At 61.9% G+C, this 15,309-nt stretch carries 15 protein-coding genes; 9 read left to right on the top strand and 6 right to left on the bottom strand.

The genetic code is table 11. The features are described 5' to 3' along the window. Together AC07OJ_RS24865 and AC07OJ_RS24860 are read right to left on the bottom strand one after the other, a co-directional pair. On the bottom strand, positions 1-1,197 hold the full coding sequence (locus tag AC07OJ_RS24865; RefSeq protein WP_495095378.1) for an SfnB family sulfur acquisition oxidoreductase: 1,197 nt from the start codon (positions 1,195-1,197) through the stop codon (positions 1-3). A 154-nt stretch (positions 1,198-1,351) separates the two neighbouring features. After that, on the bottom strand, positions 1,352-1,915 hold the full coding sequence (locus tag AC07OJ_RS24860) for a helix-turn-helix domain-containing protein (protein WP_065900993.1): 564 nt from the start codon (positions 1,913-1,915) through the stop codon (positions 1,352-1,354). Positions 1,916-2,008: 93 nt separating this feature from the next. On the opposite strand from AC07OJ_RS24860, the gene AC07OJ_RS24855 reads away from it, so the two are divergent. From AC07OJ_RS24855 to AC07OJ_RS24825, 7 genes are all read left to right on the top strand, one after another. Next, positions 2,009-2,938, top strand: a complete 930-nt coding sequence (locus tag AC07OJ_RS24855; protein ID WP_065900996.1) for a DMT family transporter — start codon at positions 2,009-2,011, stop codon at positions 2,936-2,938. 181 nt (positions 2,939-3,119) lie between these two features. Further along, positions 3,120-6,041 (top strand): monovalent cation/H+ antiporter subunit A, encoded by a 2,922-nt coding sequence (locus AC07OJ_RS24850; protein WP_495095377.1) that lies wholly within the window; start codon positions 3,120-3,122, stop codon positions 6,039-6,041. Next, entirely contained in the window at positions 6,041-6,385 is a 345-nt protein-coding gene (locus AC07OJ_RS24845) for a Na+/H+ antiporter subunit C (protein ID WP_003192163.1), read from the top strand. The genes AC07OJ_RS24850 and AC07OJ_RS24845 overlap by 1 nt, the downstream gene beginning before the upstream one ends. Next, on the top strand, positions 6,382-8,064 hold the full coding sequence (locus tag AC07OJ_RS24840) for a monovalent cation/H+ antiporter subunit D (RefSeq protein WP_106803395.1): 1,683 nt from the start codon (positions 6,382-6,384) through the stop codon (positions 8,062-8,064). Before AC07OJ_RS24845 ends, AC07OJ_RS24840 begins: the two co-directional genes overlap by 4 nt. Beyond that, complete coding sequence (locus AC07OJ_RS24835) at positions 8,061-8,549, top strand: Na+/H+ antiporter subunit E (protein ID WP_495095376.1); 489 nt, start codon at positions 8,061-8,063, stop codon at positions 8,547-8,549. Before AC07OJ_RS24840 ends, AC07OJ_RS24835 begins: the two co-directional genes overlap by 4 nt. Then, entirely contained in the window at positions 8,546-8,824 is a 279-nt protein-coding gene (locus AC07OJ_RS24830) for a K+/H+ antiporter subunit F (RefSeq protein ID WP_005789171.1), read from the top strand. The genes AC07OJ_RS24835 and AC07OJ_RS24830 overlap by 4 nt, the downstream gene beginning before the upstream one ends. Further along, positions 8,821-9,159, top strand: coding sequence for a Na+/H+ antiporter subunit G (locus AC07OJ_RS24825; RefSeq protein ID WP_065901007.1), 339 nt, complete (start codon positions 8,821-8,823; stop codon positions 9,157-9,159). The genes AC07OJ_RS24830 and AC07OJ_RS24825 overlap by 4 nt, the downstream gene beginning before the upstream one ends. Before the next feature lie 126 nt (positions 9,160-9,285). Here the strand turns inward: AC07OJ_RS24825 and AC07OJ_RS24820 are convergent, their stop codons facing one another. Together AC07OJ_RS24820 and lepB are read right to left on the bottom strand one after the other, a co-directional pair. Next, positions 9,286-9,744 carry an HIT family protein gene (locus tag AC07OJ_RS24820; protein WP_106805635.1) on the bottom strand — a complete coding sequence of 153 codons (459 nt, stop codon included), beginning with the start codon at positions 9,742-9,744 and terminating at the stop codon, positions 9,286-9,288. Between the two features lie 50 nt (positions 9,745-9,794). Continuing rightward, positions 9,795-10,463 carry a signal peptidase I gene (lepB, locus tag AC07OJ_RS24815; RefSeq protein ID WP_065901009.1) on the bottom strand — a complete coding sequence of 223 codons (669 nt, stop codon included), beginning with the start codon at positions 10,461-10,463 and terminating at the stop codon, positions 9,795-9,797. Positions 10,464-10,575: 112 nt separating this feature from the next. Between lepB and AC07OJ_RS24810 the strand changes: the two genes are divergently transcribed. Together AC07OJ_RS24810 and AC07OJ_RS24805 are read left to right on the top strand one after the other, a co-directional pair. Further along, positions 10,576-11,139, top strand: a complete 564-nt coding sequence (locus tag AC07OJ_RS24810; RefSeq protein ID WP_495095375.1) for a dihydrofolate reductase family protein — start codon at positions 10,576-10,578, stop codon at positions 11,137-11,139. A gap of 24 nt (positions 11,140-11,163) precedes the next feature. Further along, positions 11,164-11,670 carry a dihydrofolate reductase gene (locus AC07OJ_RS24805; protein ID WP_495095374.1) on the top strand — a complete coding sequence of 169 codons (507 nt, stop codon included), beginning with the start codon at positions 11,164-11,166 and terminating at the stop codon, positions 11,668-11,670. A 457-nt stretch (positions 11,671-12,127) separates the two neighbouring features. On the opposite strand, the gene cysS is transcribed toward AC07OJ_RS24805, so the two are convergent. Further along, positions 12,128-13,516, bottom strand: coding sequence for a cysteine--tRNA ligase (cysS, locus tag AC07OJ_RS24800; RefSeq protein ID WP_495095373.1), 1,389 nt, complete (start codon positions 13,514-13,516; stop codon positions 12,128-12,130). A gap of 15 nt (positions 13,517-13,531) precedes the next feature. Further along, positions 13,532-15,232 (bottom strand): glutamine--tRNA ligase/YqeY domain fusion protein, encoded by a 1,701-nt coding sequence (locus AC07OJ_RS24795; protein ID WP_106803390.1) that lies wholly within the window; start codon positions 15,230-15,232, stop codon positions 13,532-13,534. Positions 15,233-15,309: the final 77 nt, after the last annotated feature.

The raw sequence follows: 15,309 nt of genomic DNA, 5'->3' as shown, positions 1-15,309 counted from the left end.
TCAGTTCCAGGCGTGGCGTGCGGGCTTCACGCCGTTGAGCACGAAGTTGCCGATCAGGTGGTATTTCCAGCGGGCCGGGTCGTGCAGGGTGTGGGTGCGCGCGTTGCGCCAGAAACGGTCGAGGTTGTGTTTGCCGGTGACCGAGCGAGTGCCAGCCAGTTCGAAGAGTTTGCTGCTGGCGAGCAAGGCGGTTTCCGCCGACAGCACCTTGGCCTGGGCGACGACCAATGAAGCGTTGGCGACGCTGTCTTCATTCGGCTCGGCCAGCGCCTGGTCCACTGCTTTGCCGGCCTTGGCGAGGATCGCTTCGGTGCCGTGCACGCGCCATTCCAGATCGCCGATGGCGGCGATGGTGAACGGGTCTTGCCAGCCGTGATCCTGTTGGCTGTCGATCCATGGCCGCGCCTGGCGTGCGTAAATCTTCGCCTGCTCCAGGGCACCGAGGGCGATGCCGGTGTCGACGGCAGCCTGGATGATCTGCGAGATCGGGCCGTTGGCGGTGGGTTGGTCGAAAGCCTGGTGGGCGGGGATCACCGCGCTGAGAGGGACGGTGACGCCGTCGAGGGTCACGCCGCCGCTGGCGGTGGTGCGCTGGCCAAAGCCGTCCCAGCTGTCGATCACACTCAAGCCGGGCGCGTCACGCTCGACAAAGGCGATAAACGCCTGGCCGTGTTCGTTGTTGCCGACGGTGGGCACGATATGCGCGAACAGCGCGCCGGTGCAGTAGAACTTCTCGCCATTGATTTGCGCGGTGTCGCCGTGCACGCGGATCTGCGTATCGAAAATGCCGGCGTTTTTGCTCTTGGCTTCGGAGAAGGCGTTGCCGAAACGGTAGCCGGCCAGCACCTTGCCGAAGTAATGGCGTTTTTGTTCCTCGGTCGCGGTTTGCAGCAGGATGTCCACCACGCCCAGGTGGTTCTGCGGGATTTGCCCCAGGGACGGGTCGGCGGCGGAGATCAACTTGATCACTTCGGCCACGGTCACGTAGGACACTTCGGCGCCGCCGTAGGCCTTGGGAATGGTGATGCCCCACAGGCCGCTGGCGGAGAATTCGTCGAGTTCGGCCACCGGCAGGCGGCGCTCGCGGTCACGCACGCTGGCGTCGACGGCGAAGCGTTCGGCCAGGCGCTTGGCGACCTCGATGGCTTCGGCATCCGAGCGGATGATATGGGCAGGGTGTTGAGGATGGGCTGACATGGGCCGACTCCAGGCTCCGATGGGATGCTGGAGTGATTGCAGGAGTCGTGCCTGAATTTAATCGCCAATAAAATCAGCGAGTTGCTGGTAAATCAGGGCGCCAGGGCGGGTTTCAAACCAGCAAAGTGTCCATCCACTGTTGCCTGGCAGACAGTTAGATCACCACGTTGCGCACAAAGCGCACGGCCACATCACCCTGATTGCAATAGGCGTGGACCTGGCGGCTGGCGAACATATAGAACTCGCCGGCCGCGACGTGCCGTTCTTCCTCGTCCAATAGCAGCGTCAGGCTTCCCTCGAACACGAACAGCTGCACACTCCAGCCTTCCGGATCCGGCTCGGGGCTGTAGCGATCTCCCGGCTCCAGGCGCATTTCCCACAGTTCGACTTCGCGACGGGCGTGGGCCCTGGCCAGCAAGACCGCCTTGCTGCCGGGGATATCGCCGGCCCAGGCCAGCTCGTTGATGCGGCTGTGGTCGGGCGCATCCGGGGCCTGGATCAGGTCGCTGAACGCCACGTCCAATGCTTCGGCCACGCGGTCGAGGGTCGACAGGCTGACGTTCTTCTCGCCCGCCTCAATGGCCACCAGCATGCGCCGGCTCACCCCGGACTTTTCCGAGAGCGCAGTCTGGCTCAGGTCGGCGGCATGGCGCAGGCGCCTGACGTTCTGGCTGACGTGCTGCAGGACCGAGGCCCGTTGCGGATTTTCTTTGTGCACTATATTGCTCATAAGGTGGGTGTGCGCAGTATACTGCCCAGCAGTGCGGCGCATTGTGCGGTCCGTGCCTTTCCCTTGCAAGACCGAGCCGCCATGACCGCCGCGAATACCGCCCCACGTTTCAACCGTTTCAGCAAAGCCGAATGCCTGCTGGTGTTTATCACCATGATCTGGGGCGGCACCTTCTTGCTCGTGCAGCATGCAATGACGGTCAGCGGGCCGATGTTTTTCGTGGGCCTGCGCTTTGCCGCAGCGGCCATCGTGGTGGGTTTCTTCTCCCTGCGCACCCTGCGCGGCCTGACCCTGTTCGAGTTGAAGGCGGGCGCCTTCATCGGCACCTCGATCATGTTCGGCTACGGCATGCAGACCATCGGCCTGCAAACCATTCCAAGCAGCCAATCGGCCTTCATCACGGCGCTGTATGTACCGTGCGTGCCGCTGTTGCAGTGGTTGGTGCTGGGGCGCCGTCCGGGGCTGATGCCCAGCATCGGCATCATGCTGGCATTTACCGGGTTGATGCTGCTGACCGGCCCGACCGGAGCCTCGCTCAACTTCAGCCCCGGCGAGATCGCCACGCTGATCTGCGCGATCGCGGTGGCGGCCGAGATCATTCTTATCGGCGCCTATGCCGGGCAGGTGGACGTGCGCCGGGTGACCGTGGTGCAACTGGCCACCGCCTCGCTGTTGTCATTTTTGATGGTGGTGCCGATGGGCGAAGCGCTGCCGGGGTTTTCATGGTTGCTGGTATTCAGCGCCGTGGGCCTGGGCTTGACCAGCGCGGTGATCCAGGTGGCGATGAACTGGGCGCAGCAGAGCGTCTCGCCCACCCGTGCCACGTTGATTTATGCCGGCGAGCCGGTGTGGGCCGGGGTCATCGGGCGGATCGCCGGGGAACGCTTCCCGCCGCTGGCGATGCTGGGCGCGGCGTTGATTGTGGTGGCGGTGATTGTCAGTGAGCTGAAGACACGCGGTTCGAAAGTTGTCGATGCCAAGGCCGAAGTCGAACCGGAAAGCCAGGGTTGATGATCTAAGCGGCAAACGGCAAACGGCAAACGGCAAGAAATATACCCTCGGCTATCCTCTTGTAGCTTGCCGCTTATAGCTGCCGTCTCCGACCTCTGTAGGATCCTGCCACATCTTGCCGTTTGGTGATCGAGAAAGCGGCACGTATGATGCATCCCAAACTCCCGCAGATTAGAAGCCTATGTCCCTGATAGTTCTACTGCTTCTGCCTTTTATTGGCAGCTGTCTGGCGGCCTTGCTGCCGCACAATGCACGTAACACCGAATCCCTGCTGGCGGGCCTTGTGGCCTTGGTCGGCACGATTCAAGTCGCCCTGCTCTACCCCCAGATCGCCCACGGTGGCGTGATCCGCGAAGAATTCATGTGGTTGCCCAGCCTCGGGCTGAACTTCGTGCTGCGCATGGATGGGTTCGCCTGGCTGTTCTCGATGCTGGTGCTGGGCATCGGCACGCTGGTGTCGTTGTACGCCCGCTACTACATGTCACCGGAAGACCCGGTGCCGCGTTTCTTCGCGTTTTTCCTGGCCTTCATGGGGGCCATGCTGGGCCTGGTGATTTCCGGCAACCTGATCCAGATCGTGTTTTTCTGGGAACTGACCAGCCTGTTCTCGTTCCTGCTGATCGGCTACTGGCACCACCGCGCCGATGCACGCCGGGGTGCCTATATGGCGCTGATGGTCACCGGTGCGGGCGGTCTGTGCCTGCTGGCCGGGGTAATGCTGCTTGGGCATATCGTCGGCAGCTATGACCTGGACCTGGTGCTGGCGGCGGGCGAGCAGATTCGCGCGCATTCGCTCTACCCGGTCATGCTGGCGCTGGTGCTGATCGGCGCCCTGAGCAAGAGCGCACAGTTCCCGTTCCACTTCTGGCTGCCCCACGCGATGGCGGCGCCGACCCCGGTTTCCGCCTACCTGCACTCGGCGACGATGGTGAAGGCCGGCGTGTTCCTGCTGGCCCGCCTGTGGCCGTCGCTGTCCGGCAGCGAAGAATGGTTCTGGATCGTCGGCGGTGCCGGCGCCCTCACCCTCCTCCTCGGCGCTTACTGCGCCATGTTTCAAAACGATCTGAAGGGCCTGCTGGCCTACTCCACGATCAGCCACCTCGGGCTGATCACCCTCCTGCTGGGCCTCAACAGCCCGCTGGCCGCCGTCGCCGCCGTGTTTCACATTCTCAACCACGCGACCTTCAAGGCCTCGCTGTTCATGGCCGCCGGCATCATCGACCACGAAAGCGGCACCCGCGATATCCGCAAGCTCAGCGGCCTGGTGCGGTTGATCCCGTTTACCGCGACCCTGGCGATGGTCGCGAGTGCCTCCATGGCCGGCGTACCGCTGCTCAACGGGTTCCTGTCCAAAGAGATGTTCTTCGCCGAAACCGTGTTCATCACCTCGACCGCCTGGGTGGAGTTCGCCCTGCCGTTGATCGCGACCATTGCCGGTACGTTCAGCGTGGCCTACGCCCTGCGCTTCACTGTCGACGTGTTCTTCGGCCCGACCGCCACCAACCTGCCGCACACCCCACACGAACCGCCGCGCTGGATGCGCGCGCCGGTCGAGCTGCTGGTGTTCACCTGCCTGCTGGTGGGGATCTTCCCGGCCCAGGTGGTCGGTTCGATCCTCGCCGCCGCTGCCCTGCCGGTCGCGGGCGGAGTGCTGCCCGAGTACAGCCTGGCGATCTGGCACGGCTGGAATGCGCCGATGATCATGAGCCTGGTGGCGATGTCCGGTGGCGTGGTGCTGTACCTGCTGCTGCGCAAGCAGCTCAAGCGCGGGCGCTTCAAATACCCGCCGATCATCAGTTATTTCAACGGCAAGCGCGGCTTCGAGCGCAGCCTGGTAGTGATGATGCGCGGCGTGCGCAAGATCGAAAAACGCATCAGCACCAAACGCCTGCAGACCCAGCTGTTCCTGCTGGTGCTGGCGGCAGTGATCGCCGGCCTGATCCCGATGCTGCACAGCGGCATCAGTTGGGGCGACCGCCCGAAAATCCCGGGTTCCATCGTGTTCGTGACCTTGTGGCTGCTGGCGATTGCCTGTGCCCTCGGCGCTGCCTGGCAGGCCAAGTATCACCGGCTGGCGGCCCTGACCATGGTCAGCGTGTGCGGCCTGATGACCTGCATCACCTTTGTGTGGTTCTCGGCGCCGGACCTGGCGCTGACGCAACTGGTGGTCGAGGTGGTGACCACCGTGCTGATCCTGCTGGGCCTGCGCTGGCTGCCACGGCGGATCGAAGAAGTCTCGCCACTGCCCAGCTCGCTGCGCAAGGCACGTATCCGTCGCCTGCGTGACTTCCTGCTCTCCACCGTGGTGGGCGGCGGCATGGCGCTGCTGTCCTACGCGATGCTGACGCGCCAGACACCCAACGACATTTCCTCGTTCTACTTGAGTCGCGCCCTGCCCGAAGGCGGCGGCAGCAATGTGGTGAACGTGATGCTGGTGGACTTCCGGGGTTTCGACACCCTGGGCGAAATCACCGTGCTCGGCGCCGTGGCGCTGACGGTGTACGCCCTGCTGCGCCGCTTCCGCCCGTCCAAGGAAAGCATGCAACTGCCGGCGCAACAGCGCCAGCTCGCGCCGGACGTGGCCACCGACCTGGTCAACCCGCGCCAGGCCAGCGACACCGCCCTGGGCTTCATGATGGTGCCGGCGGTGCTGGTGCGCCTGCTGCTGCCGATTGCGCTGGTGGTGTCGTTCTACCTGTTCATGCGCGGCCACAACCAACCGGGCGGCGGCTTCGTCGCCGGGCTGGTGATGTCGGTGGCGTTTATCCTGCAATACATGGTCGCCGGCACCCAGTGGGTCGAGGCGCAGATGAGCCTGCGGCCGATGCGCTGGATGGGCTTCGGGCTGTTCTCGGCGACCCTTACCGGGCTCGGTGCGCTGTTTGCCGGGTATCCCTTCCTTACTACGCACACCTGGCATTTCAGCCTGCCGCTGCTGGGCGACATTCATATCGCCAGCGCGTTGTTCTTCGACGTCGGCGTGTACGCCATGGTCGTCGGCTCGACGCTGCTGATGCTCACCGCCCTCGGTCACCAATCCGTACGAGCGCATAAACCGAGCAACCAGGCCAAAGTGGTTGCCGCAACGGAAGGAGCCGCCTGATGGAAGAAGTCATCGCAATCGCCATTGGGGTCCTGGCGGCCTCCGGCGTCTGGTTGATCCTGCGCCCACGGACGTTCCAGGTGGTGATGGGCCTGTGCCTGCTGTCGTATGGGGTCAACCTGTTCATCTTCAGCATGGGCAGCCTGTTTATCGGCAAGGAGCCGATCATCAAGGACGGCGTGCCGCAAGACCTGCTCAACTACACCGACCCGCTGCCCCAGGCGCTGGTGCTCACGGCCATCGTGATCAGCTTCGCCATGACCGCCTTGTTCCTGGTGGTGCTGCTGGCCTCCCGGGGCCTGACCGGCACGGACCATGTGGACGGCCGGGAGCCCAAGGAATGACGTGGATGAATCAACTGATCGTCGCGCCGATCCTGCTGCCGCTGCTGACTGCCGCGTTGATGCTGATGCTCGGCGAGAAGCACCGCCCGCTCAAGGCGCGCATCAACCTGTTCTCGAGCATGATCGGCCTGGGTATCGCGATTCTGCTGCTGTACTGGACGCAAAAAGGCGGCCCCGGCTCGATTGGCGTGTACCTGCCGGGCAACTGGCAGGTGCCGTTCGGCATTGTGCTGGTGATCGACCAACTGTCGGCACTGATGCTGGTGCTGACGGGGATCATCGGGGTGAGCGCGCTGCTGTTCGCCATGGCTCGCTGGGACCGTGCCGGCACCAGTTTCCATGCATTGTTCCAGATCCAGATGATGGGCCTGTACGGCGCGTTCCTGACCGCCGACCTGTTCAACCTGTTCGTGTTCTTCGAGGTGCTGCTGGCGGCGTCCTACGGCTTGATGCTGCACGGCTCGGGGCGGGCGCGGGTGTCGTCGGGGCTGCATTACATTGCGATCAACCTGCTGGCGTCGTCGTTGTTCCTGATTGGTGCGGCGATGATCTACGGCGTCACCGGCACGCTGAACTTCGCTGACCTGGCACTGAAAATCCCGCTGGTGCCTGAGGCTGATCGCGGCTTGCTGCACGCCGGTGCGGCAATCCTCGCCACCGCGTTCCTGGCCAAGGCCGGCATGTGGCCGCTGAACTTCTGGCTCGCGCCCGCCTATTCCTCGGCCAGCGCACCGGTGGCGGCGATGTTCGCGATCATGACCAAGGTCGGCGTGTACACCGTGCTGCGGTTGTGGACCCTGCTGTTCTCCGGCCAGGCCGGGGCCTCGGCTCTGTTTGGCGGCGACTGGCTGGTGTACGGCGGCATGGCCACGATCATCTGCGCGGCGCTGGCGATGATCGCTGCGCAGCGGCTGGAGCGCATGGCAAGCCTGAGCATCCTGGTTTCGGCCGGGATCCTGTTGTCAGCGGTGGGCTTTGCCCAGCCCAGCCTGACTGCCGGCGCGTTGTTCTATCTGGTCAGCTCCACGCTGGCGCTGAGCGCGCTGTTCCTGCTGGCCGAATTGATCGAACGCTCGCGCTCGGCCAATGACCTGCCGCTGGACGAGGAAATCGACGCGCTGCCCAAGGCCATGGAGTCCTTGCACCCGCGTCCGGGCGTCAACCTGGATGACGAGCAAAAGGCCGTGATCGGCCAGGTCATCCCCTGGACCATGGCCTTCCTCGGCTTGAGCTTCGTGGCGTGCGCCTTGCTGATCATCGGCATGCCGCCGCTGTCGGGGTTTATCGGCAAGCTCAGCTTGTTGAGTGCGCTGGTCAATCCGCTGGGCCTGGGCGTCAGTGTCGATGAGCCGATTCGTCCTGCGGCCTGGGGCCTGGTGGCGCTGCTGATCCTGTCCGGCCTGGCCTCGCTGATCGCCTTCGCCCGCCTGGGCATCCAGCGCTTCTGGACCCCGGAGGAGCGCCCCTCGCCGCTGCTGCGCCGCTATGAGTGCGTGCCGATCTTCTTCCTGCTGGGCTTGAGCATCCTGCTGACCTTCAAGGCCGAACCGTTGATGCGCTACACCCAGGCCACCGCCGAGAGCCTCAACAACCCGGAACACTACGTGATGGCCGTCATGGCAACGCGCCCAATTCCGAGCCCTGAAGCCAAGTCCGCCGCGCTGGAGGTGCAGCCATGAAGCGTCTGTTCCCTGCCCCGTGGCTGTCCCTGGCGTTGTGGGTATTGTGGCTGGTGTTGAACCTGTCGTTGAGCCCCGGCAACCTGCTGCTGGGTGCGTTGCTGGGCGTTCTTGCGCCCTTGCTGATGGCGCCGTTGCGGCCGTTGCCAATCCGTATCCGTCGCCCTGGGGTGATCATTCGCCTGTTCTTGCGCGTGGGCCGGGATGTGATCATCTCCAACCTGCAAGTGGCCTGGGGCGTGCTGACGTGTGGGTCACGCCCGCCGCGCTCACGTTTTATCAAGATCCCCCTGGACCTGCGCGACGCCAACGGCCTGGCCGTACTGTCGATGATCACCAGCGTCACGCCCGGCACCGTCTGGTCTGAACTGGCGCTGGACCGCAGCATCCTGCTGCTGCACGTGTTCGACCTGGATGACGAAGCGCACTTTATCCAGCACTTCAAGGATGCCTATGAACGGCCCCTCATGGAGATCTTCGAATGAGCGCCCTGCTTTCCAATGCGATCCTGTTCAGCCTGTTCCTGTTCTCGCTGGCCATGGTGCTGACCCTGATCCGCCTGTTCAAGGGCCCGTCGGCCCAGGACCGGGTACTGGCGCTGGACTACCTGTACATCCTGGCGATGCTGATGATGCTGGTACTGGGCATTCGGTATGCGAGTGACACCTACTTTGAAGCGGCGCTGCTGATTGCACTGTTCGGCTTCGTGGGCTCGTTTGCCCTGGCGAAATTCCTGCTGCGTGGGGAGGTGATTGAATGATGCCGTTGTGGATGGAAATCGTTGTCGCAGTGCTGCTGGTGCTCAGCAGCGTATTTGCGTTGATTGGCGCGCTTGGCTTGCTGCGGATGAAGGACTTCTTCCAGCGCATGCACCCGCCTGCCCTGGCTTCGACGCTGGGCGCCTGGTGCGTGGCGTTGGCGTCGATTATCTATTTTTCGGTGCTCAAGTCCGGGCCGGTGTTGCACGGCTGGCTGATCCCGATCTTGCTCTCGATCACGGTGCCGGTGACCACGCTGCTATTGGCGCGCACGGCGCTGTTTCGCAAGCGCATGGCCGGCGATGATGTACCCGCCGAAGTCAGCAGCCGCCGCTGATTCATCAAGCGAACACAGTAAAAAATGTGGGAGCGGGCTTGCTCGCGAATGCGGTTTTTCAGTCAGCACATCAGCGACTGACCCACCGCATTCGCGAGCAAGCCCGCTCCCACATTTGGTTTTTCATTAGACAAATGATCTGATATGCGCCGCCAACTCCGCTAGCTCGGCATCATCCGCCCGCACAAAATCGTGGGACGAGATATAGCCCTCATAGGCTTCGAAGAACTTCTCCACCTTGGAGCTGATGGGCTTGAAGGTACTGTCCCCGCCCGTCCCATGCATGGGAAACAGCTTCGCATGCAGATGATCCACTCCATACCCTTCAAGAATCATCCCCGTACGGGCCACATCGGGAAACGCGCGGTCGATCTGTTGCGCAGTCTTCTTCGCGGCGATAGCAAGCCCGGCCAACACCTCATCCGACTGCGCAAACGCATAGCTGCCGTAGTGCTGCTTGGGGATTACCACGCTGAAACCCGGTGTGTTGGGAAAGATCGAAAGAAACGCCATATGCTGGTCGTCTTCCCACAGAATGTGCGCTGGGGAGGTCTTTTGAACAATGCTGCAGAAAATACACGTCATTTGAATCTCCATCAGTGGCTCTTGTTGCCCTTCAGATAGCACAGATTCCGTTACAAGATCGACGCGCCAAACCTGCGAAACCGTGGCATCCAATCATCGAGAATCTGCGCCGACGCCAGCACGTGATGCGCCCGACCGATCAACAACCGACGTGGCACAAAGCCGATGTATCGCGAGTCATCGCTGTTATCGCGGTTATCCCCCAGCATGAAATAGCTGTCGGCCGGCACCACCACTGGCGCGAAATTGCGCATCGCCCGCACCGTCGGCATGAACTGCACAGTACGCTGGCGGTTGGCGGCCAATTCGTTCAGCTTGATCCCAGGTACCGTATGACCTGGGACAATTGGCTCGCTGATGTCCTGCGCATCACTGTAGGTGGCTGGCGTACCGTTGACCCACAGCACTTCATCGCGCATTTCCAGGGTGTCGCCGGGAACGCCGACAATCCGCTTGATCAGGCGCATGCCATCCTTGGGTGACGAAAACGTCACCACATCGCCGCGCTGGGGGTTATCGAGGTGGGCCAGGGAAATGTCCGTGAGCGGGACCTTGAGGTCATACGCGACGCGATTGACCAGCACCACATCGCCTTCCAGCAAGGTCGGGCGCATGGAGCCGGAGGGAATCGGATTCCAGTCGGCCAGGGAGGTACGGAAAACGCCGAAGCATATCCAGAAAATGATTGCGTAACGGTAACGGATCAACCAACTTCGCATACATCCTCGCGCGACAGAAAAGGGCATCAGGATTGTTTCTCAGACGCCCGGTTGTGGCACGCGAGGATTAAATGAGTATTAGCGTCAAAGCGCACTAAAAGGAGTTTTCGCCATGGATATCCGCTGTTCCGTTTTTATCGCAACCAGCATCGACGGCTTTATTGCCCGTCCAGACGGTGATATCGAATGGTTGCACCGACCGGAATACGAAACCGCCGAGCTGAACGGCGTGACCTATGAACGCTTCATCGCCACGGTCGATGCACTGGTAATGGGTCGCAAAACCCTGGAGAAAGTCTCGTCCTTCCCGGATTGGCCCTACGAGGGCACCCCCGTCATTGCCCTCTCCCATCAGCCTCTGCAGATCCCTGCGCATCTGGAGGGCAAGGTCGAGGTCATGGCAGGAGACGTCACCTCACTCGTGGCAACGTTAGCCGAACGCGGTATGAAGCACCTCTATATCGACGGTGGCCAGACGATCCAGGCGTTTCTTGACGCGGGCCTGATCGATGAGCTGATCATTACGCGTATCCCGGTTTTGCTGGGGCAAGGCATTCCACTGTTCAGCCAGGTTGGCAGTGAGCAGGAGCTGCAGCATGTTGGCACCTACGTGTCGGACAATGGTTTTGTGCAAAGTCGGTATCAAGTAATGTCAGGCGCTCACGCCGCGCAATAATGGATTTCTCTGAAGGAACAGACCATGAACCCACCCCTCGCATTGGTCGCAGGCATAGGCAGCCGTAATCGCTCCATCGGCAAAGCCAGCGGACTGTTGCGAATGGTGCCGGATGATCTGCGCAGATTCGCTGCCAAGACGATTGGCAAGCCGGTCATCATGGGCCGAAAAACCTTCGAGTCGGTCATTGCCCTCAGCGGTAGGCCATTGGCCAATCGGCCCAACATCGTGCTGTCCAGAAACCCCGACTATGTGCACGAGCACGCGATCGCCTGCCAATCCCTGGCAGCGGCACTAGAACGCGCAGCCCTCTACACCCCCGAGGAAATTCATATCGGTGGCGGGCCAGAGCTTTATGACCAAGCGATACACCTTGTGGACAGGCTGTACCTGACCCTGTTCGACGATGATCACGAGGGTGAAGCCAGGTTTCCGCGTTTTGAGCATGAGTTCGTTGAGGTCTGCCGCCATGGCGTCCGACAGCACGAGGGCCTTGAGTACGAATGGGTGGACTACGTCAGGCGTAGATAACGACTGAATGAAGCGGCCACGCTGAAAACTGTAGGAGCTGGCTTGCCAGCTCCCACATTTGGATTGGGGACATCTGCGGATCGGCCGCGTGTCTGCCAACAATCCATTGACTAAACCCTTCTGAAAAACCATAGCCGTCCGTGGAAGGCTATCGCGTGTTTATCGTACCCAGACGCTGCCGGCCAACGCTACGGAGGACCTGGCGTCAGCTCAAGCGCTGGCAAGCATTTGGCTTTTCACAGATAAATCTGAAACCGAAGAATTCGCGAAGTGGACACGGTAAAAAATGTGGGAGCGGGCTTGCTCGCGAAGGCGGTGTGTCAGCCACTGCAGCTGTGACTGACACACCGCCTTCGCGAGCAAGCCCGCTCCCACAATGGATCGAGTGAGCCGTTAAACCGGCATGCAAAAAAACGCCCCGAACCAGTCGGGGCGTTTTTCATTCAGCGTTTACCAATCAAGCCTGATCAGCCAACCGCCACGTCGTCCCGCCCTTGCCGTCTTCCAACACCACACCCATCGCGGTCAGTTGGTCACGGATACGGTCGGATTCCGCCCAGTCTTTATTGGTGCGGGCGGTCAAGCGCGCCTGGATCAACGCATCGACTTCAGCCGCATCCACACGCCCTTCGGCGCCGGCTTGCAGGAAGTCATCGGCTTCCATCTGCAACACGCCGAGCACGCTGGCCAGCTCTTTCAAGCGCGCCGCCAGGCCCGCCGCTGCATCGAGATCGCTCTCGCGCAGGCGGTTGATCTCGCGCACCATCTCGAACAGTACCGCGCAGGCTTCGGGTGTGCCGAAGTCGTCGTTCATGACTTCGGTGAAGCGCGCCACGAAACCTTCGCCGCCGGCCGGGGCCACGGCGGGCAGGCCTTTCAACGCGTGGTAGAAACGCTCCAGGGCGCCCTTGGCGTCCTTGAGGTTGTCTTCCGAGTAGTTGATGGCGCTGCGGTAGTGACTCGACACCAGCAGGTAACGCACGACTTCCGGGTGGTACTTTGCCAGCACGTCGCGAATGGTGAAGAAGTTGTTCAAGGACTTGGACATCTTCTCGCCATTGATGCGGATCATGCCGCAGTGCATCCAGGCGTTGGCGTAAGTCTTGCCGGTGGCGGCTTCGCTCTGGGCGATTTCGTTTTCATGGTGCGGGAACTCGAGGTCGCTGCCGCCGCCGTGAATGTCGAAGGTCTCGCCCAGGCAGCAGGTGGACATCACCGAGCATTCGATGTGCCAGCCCGGACGCCCGGCGCCCCAGGGCGACTCCCAGCTCGGCTCGCCGGGCTTGGTGGCTTTCCACAGCACGAAGTCGAGAGGATCCTGCTTGGCTTCGTCGACTTCGATGCGTGCGCCGATGCGCAGGTCTTCGATTTTCTTGCGCGACAGCTTGCCGTAGCCCATGAACTTGGCGACGCGGTAGTACACGTCACCATTGCCCGGGGCGTAGGCGTAACCCTTGTCGATCAGGGTCTGGATCATCGCGTGCATGCCAGGGATGTGGTCGGTGGCACGCGGTTCCATGTCCGGCTTGAGGATGTTGAGGCGGGCCTCGTCCTCGTGCATCGCGGCGATCATGCGCTCGGTCAACGCGCCGAACGACTCGCCGTTTTCGTTGGCGCGATTGATGATCTTGTCGTCGATGTCGGTGATGTTGCGCACGTAGGTCAGGTCATAACCACTGAAGCGCAACCAGCGCGTCACCAGGTCGAAGGCAACCATGCTGCGGCCGTGGCCGATGTGGCAGTAGTCGTACACGGTCATGCCGCACACGTACATGCGCACCTTGTTGCCATCCAGCGGCTTGAAGACTTCTTTGGTCTTGCTGAGTGTGTTGTAGATCGTTAGCACGACAAATCCCTTAAATCACTGGCCCCACGAATCACGCAAGGTCACGGTACGGTTGAATACCGGAGCGCCTGGTTTCGAGTCCTTGATATCCGCGCAGAAGTAACCTTCGCGCTCGAACTGGAAACGGTCTTCCGGCTGTGCGTCGCCAAGCGATGGCTCGGCACGACAACCAGTGAGTACTTGCAGGGAGTCAGGGTTGATGTTGTCCAGGAAGCTGGCGCTGTCCTCGGCCTTTTCAGGGTTCGGCGAGCGGAACAGACGATCGTACAGGCGCACTTCGCACTCGATGCTGGCAGCGGCCGGCACCCAGTGGATCACGCCCTTGACCTTGCGGCCTTCAGGGTTCTTGCCCAGGGTGTCCGGGTCGTACGAGCAACGCAGCTCGACGATGTTGCCGTCGGCGTCCTTGATCGCTTCGTCAGCGCGGATCACGTAGCTGCCGCGCAGGCGCACTTCGCCGTTCGGCTCCAGGCGCTTGTAGCCTTTTGGCGGCTCTTCCATGAAGTCATCGCGGTCGATGTAGATCTCACGCGCGAACGGCAGCTTGCGCACACCGAGTTCTTCTTTCTGCGGGTGACGCGGCAGTTCGAGGTGGTCGACCTTGTCTTCCGGGTAGTTGGTGATCACGACTTTCAACGGACGCAGCACGCACATGGCGCGTGGGGCGTTGGCGTCGAGGTCCTGACGGATGCTGAACTCGAGCATGCCGTAGTCGACCACACCGTCGGAGCGGTTGGTGCCGACCATCTCGCAGAAATTGCGGATCGATGCCGGGGTGTAGCCGCGACGGCGGAAACCCGACAGCGTCGACATGCGTGGGTCGTCCCAGCCATGCACGTGCTTCTCATCCACCAACTGCTTGAGCTTGCGCTTGCTGGTGATGGTGTAGTTCAGGTTCAGGCGGCTGAACTCGTACTGGCGCGGGTGCGCCGGCACCGGCAGGCTGTCGAGGAACCACTCGTACAGCGGGCGATGGCTTTCGAACTCGAGGGTGCAGATCGAGTGGGTGATGCCTTCGATGGCGTCCGACTGACCGTGGGTGAAGTCGTAGTTCGGGTAGATGCACCACTTGTCACCGGTCTGGTGGTGATGAGCGTGGCGAATGCGGTACATGATCGGGTCGCGCAGGTTCATGTTCGGCGAGGCCATGTCGATCTTGGCGCGCAGTACGCGGGCGCCGTCCGGGAACTCACCGGCGCGCATGCGGGCGAACCAGTCGAGGTTCTCTTCCACCGAACGGTCGCGGAACGGGCTGTTCTTGCCCGGCTCGGTCAGCGTGCCACGGTATTCCTTGGCTTGCTCCGGGGTCAGGTCGTCGACGTAAGCCTTGCCGGCCTTGATCAGCTCGACGGCCCAGTCGAACAACTGGTCGAAATACTTCGAGGCGTAGCGCACTTCACCGGACCATTCGAAGCCCAGCCACTTGATGTCGCTTTCGATGGCGTCGATGTATTCCTGGTCTTCCTTGGCCGGGTTGGTGTCGTCGAAACGCAGGTGCGTGACGCCACCGAACTCCTGGGCCAGGCCGAAGTTCACACAGATCGACTTGGCGTGACCGATGTGCAGGTAGCCGTTGGGCTCTGGCGGGAAGCGGGTGACGATCTGCGTGTGCTTGCCCGAATCCAGGTCCGCCTGGATGATCGGGCGCAGGAAATTGACCGGGACGGCAGGTCCGGCCTTGGAATTCGAGGTAGGGTCGACAGTGGGCTTGCTCATAGGATCCTTGAACAGACAGGTTCGTGGCCGGTTGGGGCCAAGTAAAACAAAGGGCTTATCATAGCCGAAGCGGTCAA

It is taken from the genome of Pseudomonas sp. GW821-FHT09C08 (assembly GCF_059418125.1).
The sequence above is the reverse complement of the archived record's forward strand: the minus strand, read 5'-3'. Positions and strand labels throughout refer to the sequence as shown.

Coding starts and splice junctions, on each gene's coding strand:
- AC07OJ_RS24865 (WP_495095378.1), bottom strand. CDS start 1,197: ATGTCAGCCCATCCTCAACACCCTGCCCATATCATCCGCTCGGATGCC.
- AC07OJ_RS24855 (WP_065900996.1), top strand. CDS start 2,009: ATGACCGCCGCGAATACCGCCCCACGTTTCAACCGTTTCAGCAAAGCC.
- AC07OJ_RS24850 (WP_495095377.1), top strand. CDS start 3,120: ATGTCCCTGATAGTTCTACTGCTTCTGCCTTTTATTGGCAGCTGTCTG.
- AC07OJ_RS24845 (WP_003192163.1), top strand. CDS start 6,041: ATGGAAGAAGTCATCGCAATCGCCATTGGGGTCCTGGCGGCCTCCGGC.
- AC07OJ_RS24840 (WP_106803395.1), top strand. CDS start 6,382: ATGACGTGGATGAATCAACTGATCGTCGCGCCGATCCTGCTGCCGCTG.
- AC07OJ_RS24835 (WP_495095376.1), top strand. CDS start 8,061: ATGAAGCGTCTGTTCCCTGCCCCGTGGCTGTCCCTGGCGTTGTGGGTA.
- AC07OJ_RS24830 (WP_005789171.1), top strand. CDS start 8,546: ATGAGCGCCCTGCTTTCCAATGCGATCCTGTTCAGCCTGTTCCTGTTC.
- AC07OJ_RS24825 (WP_065901007.1), top strand. CDS start 8,821: ATGATGCCGTTGTGGATGGAAATCGTTGTCGCAGTGCTGCTGGTGCTC.
- AC07OJ_RS24820 (WP_106805635.1), bottom strand. CDS start 9,744: ATGACGTGTATTTTCTGCAGCATTGTTCAAAAGACCTCCCCAGCGCAC.
- lepB (WP_065901009.1), bottom strand. CDS start 10,463: ATGCGAAGTTGGTTGATCCGTTACCGTTACGCAATCATTTTCTGGATA.
- AC07OJ_RS24810 (WP_495095375.1), top strand. CDS start 10,576: ATGGATATCCGCTGTTCCGTTTTTATCGCAACCAGCATCGACGGCTTT.
- AC07OJ_RS24805 (WP_495095374.1), top strand. CDS start 11,164: ATGAACCCACCCCTCGCATTGGTCGCAGGCATAGGCAGCCGTAATCGC.
- AC07OJ_RS24795 (WP_106803390.1), bottom strand. CDS start 15,232: ATGAGCAAGCCCACTGTCGACCCTACCTCGAATTCCAAGGCCGGACCT.